Origin of the sequence: Longivirga aurantiaca (assembly GCF_042660085.1) — a bacterium.
Lineage (GTDB): Bacteria > Actinomycetota > Actinomycetes > S36-B12 > CAIYMF01 > Longivirga > Longivirga aurantiaca.
The window spans coordinates 1-5696 of the sequence record NZ_JBHSTI010000028.1 but is presented as its reverse complement, the minus strand read 5'-3'; the positions used below and the strand labels follow the sequence as shown (position 1 = coordinate 5696).

Below are 5696 nucleotides of genomic sequence, written 5' to 3'. Positions count from 1 at the left end.
GCCGTCGACGTGGCTGGTGAGCTCGAGGTGCACCTGCTCACCGGGCAGGCCCAGGAAGACGCCCTCGTAGCCCGCGTGCCCGTCGAAGCCGCCGAGATGCGCGAGCCCGAGGCCCTCGACGTAGAACGCCACGCACTCCGCGAGCCGGTCGGTGGGGCGGGCGATGCGCACCGCCGAGACCGGAAGATGCTCCGGCCAGCCGGGCTGCGTGCTCACGAGAGCTCCTGCGCCCGATCAGGCCGAGCGGCCGCGCAGGGCGAAGCTGATCGCCTGCAGCTCCTCGGGCGACAGCGAGGCCTCGCTCTGCCCCGACTTCACGCCCTTGATGTACGAGCGGGTCTCGGACCGGCCGTGGATCGAGGTGAGCACGAGGCCGTCGCCGCCGTCGTCGAGCATCGCCGCCGAGAACGACAGCCGCCCACCCATGTCGCCGAAGGCGTCGTAGCGCACGACGCTGACGTGCCGGATCGCGTCCGACAGCTCGGTGCGGGTCTGGGCGAGGAGCGCGGCCAGGTCGTCGACCTCGCTGCGCAGGGCCTGGACCTCCTCGGTCTTGCGCGCGACAGCGCCGATGAAGGAGTCGTTGTCGCCGTCGGCCGCGAGGAGCGCGAGATCGCGCCGGGCCTTGCGGATCCACAGGAACGCCACGAGCGCCACGACGAAGCCGAGGACCCCCACGACGAGCGAGACGATGACCAGGATGTCGCGGGCGGTGGGGTCGAGGGACACAGCGCAAGGGTATCGGCGCCGACGTGGTGCCCGGTCCACCGCGTCGACGGCGCGTACTGTCGGCACGTGGCACTGAGGCAGGGTCGGGGTGCGGTCGGGTGACGACCTCGCTGCCCGTCTCGATCCTGTGCTTCCTCGTGGGCCTCGCCATCGTGCTGGCCGTCGGGTCCTCGATCCTGCGCACCCTGGTCGTGCCCCGCGGCGTCCGCAGCAAGCTGTCGGCCTCGGTGCTGCGCGCCACGCTCGGCGCCTACCGGTTCGTGGCGCACCGCACCACGACGTACGCCGCCCGCGACGCGGTGCTGGCGTACGCCGCACCGACCTCGCTCATCATCACGCTGGCCACCTGGCTCGGGCTGCTGTTCGTGGGCTTCACGTTCCTGCTCTTCTCGTTCTCGCCGCTGGACTGGGCGGCGTCGTTCCGCGAAGCGGGGTCGAGCCTGTTCACGCTGGGCTTCGCGAGCACCGACCGCGGTCAGCTCACGGCCATCGACTTCATCGCAGCGGCGACGGGCCCGGTCGTGGTCGGCCTCCTCATCGGTTACCTGCCGAGCCTGTACGCCGCCTACAACCGGCGCGAGGTCGACGTCGCCCTGCTCTACGCGCGCGGCGGCGAGCCCAACTGGGGGCCGGAGATCGTCGGCCGGCACGCGATCGTGAACTCCTCGGGCGAGCTCGCGACCCTGTGGCGCGACTGGGAGCGGTGGGCGGCGGACGTCGCCGAGAGCCACACGAACTACCCCGTGCTCATCCACGTGCGCTCGGCCCAGCCCCACCGCAACTGGCTCGTCGCGCTGCTCGCCGTGCTCGACTCCGCGGCGTTCGAGCTCGCCTGCAACCCCCACAACCCGCAGGGGCCGGCGCGCGTCGCGCTGCGCCAGGGCATCGTGGCGATCCACGACATCGCCCGGGCCGAGGGCATCCCGGTCGATGACGACCCCGACCCGGACACCGAGATCGAGCTGCCGTACGAGCAGTTCGCCGAGGCCTACGCGATGCTGTCGGACTTCGGCTACCTCATGAGCCGGACGCCGGAGGAGGCGTGGCCGCACTTTCGCGGCTGGCGGGTCAACTACGAGCACTCGGCGTACGAGCTCGCACGCCGGATCGACGCGGTCCCCGCGCCCTGGAGCGGTCCGCGGACGCCTCCGCTGCCGGAGATCTCGCCGTACCGCCCGGTGAACCGGATGCCGGGCGGTCGGAGCGGCCGCCCGGTTCCGGGAGAATGACGCAGGTGTCCTGGTTCGACCTCGGAGTTCTGCTCGCCACCTTCGCCGTCATCTTCCCGGCCGAGCTCCCGGACAAGTCCTTCATCGCGACCCTCGTCCTCGCCGCCCGGTTCCCGCGCCTCGTGGTGTGGCTGGGGGCCACCCTCGCCTTCGGCATCCAGATGGTGATCGCGGTCGTGGCCGGACAGCTGCTCTCGCTGCTGCCGGAGAAGCTGGTGCTCGGCGTGACCGCGACCCTGTTCGCGGTCGGTGCGGTCATCCTCGTGCGCGGCGGCCTCCGGGCCCGCGAGGAGGAGGCGGCCGAGGAGGCCGCGGAGGAGGAGGAGATCGCGGCCAAGGCCAAGCCGGGGTCCACCCGGCTCGCGGCGTTCGGCACGACGTTCGCGGTGATCTTCACCGCCGAGTGGGGCGACCTCACCCAGCTCGTCACGGCCGGCCAGGCCGCGCGCACCGGCCTCCCGATCTCGGTGTTCCTGGGGGCCTGGCTCGCGCTCGCGACGGTCGCGGGCATCGGCACGCTCGCCGGTTCGTGGCTGCAGCAGCGGGTGCCGCTGTGGCGCGTCCGCCTGGTCTCGGGCGGCCTCCTGGCGCTGCTCTCCGTCGTCACCCTGGTGGAGCTCGTCCGTTCCTGAGGGCCGGCCGAGATCGGTCCAGACCATTTCCGGTCGTCCAGCGGCGCTACCTCAAGAAAACCTAAAGGAAATCCCTGGGATCCCGGGGGACCGCTTGCCCTTTCCCGGTGGGAGCGTTTACGTTTATATCCGATCGGACGTCACTGCATCCCCCGTCGGTGACGTCCGATCGCTTTCTTCTGTCCGGGGTGACGCGCCCCCCGGCTGCCCCCTCCCGACACGTCGCGGACCTCGTGCCGATCCGCGTCGTGGAGAGCGCGGATCAGCACGAGGTCCGGATGTGCAGTGCCGAGGTGGCGGCGTCAGCGCAGCGTCACCTGGCGGTTGCTGAGGCCGGCGCGGGCGTGCCGCTCGTCGGTCGTGAGGTCGCCGGTCGTGGCCAGGGCCTCGGTGAGCCGGGCCGCGAACGCCGCTGCGGGCCCCTCGACGTCGTCGGCCTCGGCCCCGGGCACGAGGTCCCAGACGGGCACGAGCAGGCCGTGGGCGCGGAAGGTGCCGATGAGACGGGTGCCGTCGCCGAGGGTGTCGCCCCCGGCGACGTGCAGGCGCGCGAGCGCGTCGAGCAGCGGCTCCTCGTCGTACGGCAGGACCCAGCGGAGGTGCTCCTTGGGGCCGATGCGGCACCAGTACGCCGCCTCGACGCCCGTGAGCCGCCTCGTGGGGACGACCGAGGAGTTGGCGCGCTCGAGCGAGGCGGCGACGTCGTCGGTGGTCTCGGCGCCGCTGCCCTCGATCCAGAAGTCGAAGCCGCTGTGCACGGTGACCTCGAGCGGCGCATCCGCGATGAGCACGTCCTGCAGGCGCGGGCCGGGGCCGGGGCGCGACGGCGGCACGGGGCTGCCGTGCTCGCTCACGAGGGCGCGCAGGAGGGAGTCGGCGATGTCGCGGCTCGCGTCGTCGCTCGAGGTGGGGGTCTGCAGGCCGACGAACACGGCGCCGTCGGTGCGCACGAGCGCGGGCCAGGCGAGGGGGAGGACGGTCGCGAGGGTGACGGGACGGCCATCCGCCGCCTTCGCCTGCTCGGGGGCGAGGGTCAGCGCCGCGGTCGCGCTCGGCACGATCTCCTTGAGCGCGACCCAGTCGCACTCGCCCGCGAGCCCCTCGAACGGGCGACGGACGAGTGTGGCGGCGGCCCGCCCGTGGCACGCCTTGTAGCGGCGCCCGCTCCCGCACGGGCAGGGCTCGCGCCCTCCGACCACGGGGATGTCGGCGTCGCCGACGGAGGTCGAGCTGGGGGCACCTGCACCGCGCTTGTTCTTGGCCACGGCCGGGAGCCTATGCGAGTCGGGGTGCACCGCGCCCGAGCGGTGCACGCGCACGGCCGGGCTCCGGGCGGCCGCGGTCGGCCGGGCGCCGTACGGCGGAGCTCGGGGACGGCGGACGCGGGGGTCAGAGGCCGAGGTGCTCGGCGACCATCCGCGGGTGGTTGGAGATGATCGCGTCGACGCCGAGGCGCACGCACAGTTCGACGTCGGCGGGGTCGTCGACGGTCCACACGTGCACCGCGTTGCCCTGGCGGTGAACGCGGTCGACGTACCGCGGGTACTGCCGCACGATGTCGATCGAGGGCCCTGCGATGCGTGCGCCGAAGGGGAGCGAGCCGTCGCGGAAGCGGAGCGGGACGCGCTCCATGAGGAACACGGTCGGCAGGCCCGGGGTCATCGCGCGCATGCGCCGGACCGACAGCTGGCTGAAGCTCATGACCCGGATGCGCTGGTCGTTCTCGGTCCGCGGACGGGCGAGCCCGAACCGCCTCAGCGTCTGGGCGACCCGCTCCTCGACGAGGCCGGCGTAGCGCGTGGGGTGCTTGGTCTCGATCGCGAGGCCCACCTCGCGGTCGGAGTCGAGCACGAGCTCGAGGAGGCGGTCGAGGGTGAGCACGCGGTGCCGCGCCTCATCCATCACGAGGGGCTCGTCCTCGAGCATCGGACCGGCGCCGTCGCGACCTCCGGCCTCGGGCTTCTCCGCGCTGACTCCCGCCGACGTGCCGGTCGCGGCGACGAGGAAGGGGCCGGAGTCGAACGGGGCGAAGTCGCGCCCGAAGCTCAGCATCGCCTGACGCCGACGTTCGCGCCGGGTCAGCGGCGCCTGCTCCTTGCGGTAGGCGCCGAAGTCGTGGTCGTGGAGCTCGTCGAGGGTCATGACCGAGACGACACCGCGGCCGTCGCTCGTGCGGTCGATCGTGCGGTCGTGGACGCACACGAGATGGCCGTCGGCGGTCAGGCGCACGTCGCACTCGAGGGCGTCGGCGCCGTCGGCGAGGGCGCGGAGATAGGCGTCGAGGGTGTGCTCGGGGGCGTCGGCGCTCGAGCCACGGTGCGCGACGACCTGGGGTCGCACAGGCGGATGGTGCACGGCGGTAATCGTGGCAGCGCCCGGCGTCCAACGCCCCACGACACGACCACACCGCGATGAACACCCGGTCGCTCGTTCTCCCGCGACCGAGCTCGCGCTCTCCACCCCTAGGGTCGATCACGGCAGTTGAACTGCACGATCTGACCCGAACTCGTGATCTTGGTGCCGTCGCCGTACGGCGGTCAGCCGGCGAACAGGGCTCCGGGGTTGAACAGCCCGTGCGGGTCGACGGCGTCCTTGACCGAGCGCATCAGCGCGAGCTCGGCCGACGTTCGGGACAGGTGGAGGTACGCCGCCTTCGCGCGCCCCACGCCGTGCTCGGCCGAGATCGAGCCGCCATGATCGGCCACGCACTGCAGCACGACGGCGTCGGCGCGCTCGTCATCCGCGTCGGGGCCGATCACCTCGACGTGCAGGTTGCCGTCGTACAGGTGCCCGAACGCGTACACGTGCGAGACGTCGGGCACCTCGCGCAGCCGCGAGACGGCGTCGGCCACGAACGCGTCCCAGTCGTGGCGGGGCACCGTCACGTCGAAGCGGTGCGCGACGTGCTGCGCCGTCACAGCCTCGCCGGCGGCCTCGCGGTAGGTCCAGAAGCGCGCCTTGTCGGCGGCGTCGATGGCCACCACGACGTCGAGGTCGTCGGGCAGCTCCATCGCGACCTCGCCCGGCGCCGCGCTCTCGGTCTCGAGCACGAGCATGTGTGCGGCGGGCCCGGCCAGCGGCCAGGGCAGCCCGGTGTGCTCGCAGA

At 72.8% G+C, this 5696-nt stretch carries 6 protein-coding genes and 1 pseudogene; 2 read left to right on the top strand and 5 right to left on the bottom strand.

The window, feature by feature from the left end; translation table 11 throughout:
* Together ACFQGU_RS16220 and ACFQGU_RS16215 are read right to left on the bottom strand one after the other, a co-directional pair.
* Window positions 1–216 (bottom strand): annotated as a pseudogene (locus tag ACFQGU_RS16220) (VOC family protein); the annotation flags it as partial.
* 18 nt (window positions 217–234) lie between these two features.
* Window positions 235–729, bottom strand: coding sequence for a DUF4446 family protein (locus ACFQGU_RS16215; RefSeq protein ID WP_386768704.1), 495 nt, complete (start codon window positions 727–729; stop codon window positions 235–237).
* A 98-nt stretch (window positions 730–827) separates the two neighbouring features.
* Here ACFQGU_RS16215 and ACFQGU_RS16210 point away from each other — a divergent pair, with 98 nt between their 5' ends.
* Both ACFQGU_RS16210 and ACFQGU_RS16205 read left to right on the top strand, forming a co-directional pair.
* Entirely contained in the window at window positions 828–1958 is a 1131-nt protein-coding gene (locus ACFQGU_RS16210) for a hypothetical protein (protein ID WP_386768702.1), read from the top strand.
* A gap of 5 nt (window positions 1959–1963) precedes the next feature.
* Window positions 1964–2590: a TMEM165/GDT1 family protein gene (locus ACFQGU_RS16205; protein ID WP_386768700.1), complete on the top strand. Its 627-nt coding sequence runs from the start codon at window positions 1964–1966 to the stop codon at window positions 2588–2590.
* A 302-nt stretch (window positions 2591–2892) separates the two neighbouring features.
* Here ACFQGU_RS16205 and ACFQGU_RS16200 read toward each other — a convergent pair whose 3' ends face one another.
* The 3 genes from ACFQGU_RS16200 to ACFQGU_RS16190 form a co-directional block, all read right to left on the bottom strand.
* Complete coding sequence (locus ACFQGU_RS16200) at window positions 2893–3855, bottom strand: DUF5926 family protein (RefSeq protein WP_386768698.1); 963 nt, start codon at window positions 3853–3855, stop codon at window positions 2893–2895.
* A 124-nt stretch (window positions 3856–3979) separates the two neighbouring features.
* Window positions 3980–4930, bottom strand: a complete 951-nt coding sequence (locus tag ACFQGU_RS16195) for a glycerophosphodiester phosphodiesterase (protein WP_386768696.1) — start codon at window positions 4928–4930, stop codon at window positions 3980–3982.
* A 197-nt stretch (window positions 4931–5127) separates the two neighbouring features.
* A partial coding sequence (locus ACFQGU_RS16190; protein ID WP_386768694.1) for an FAD-linked oxidase C-terminal domain-containing protein occupies window positions 5128–5696 on the bottom strand: 569 nt, incomplete at its 5' end.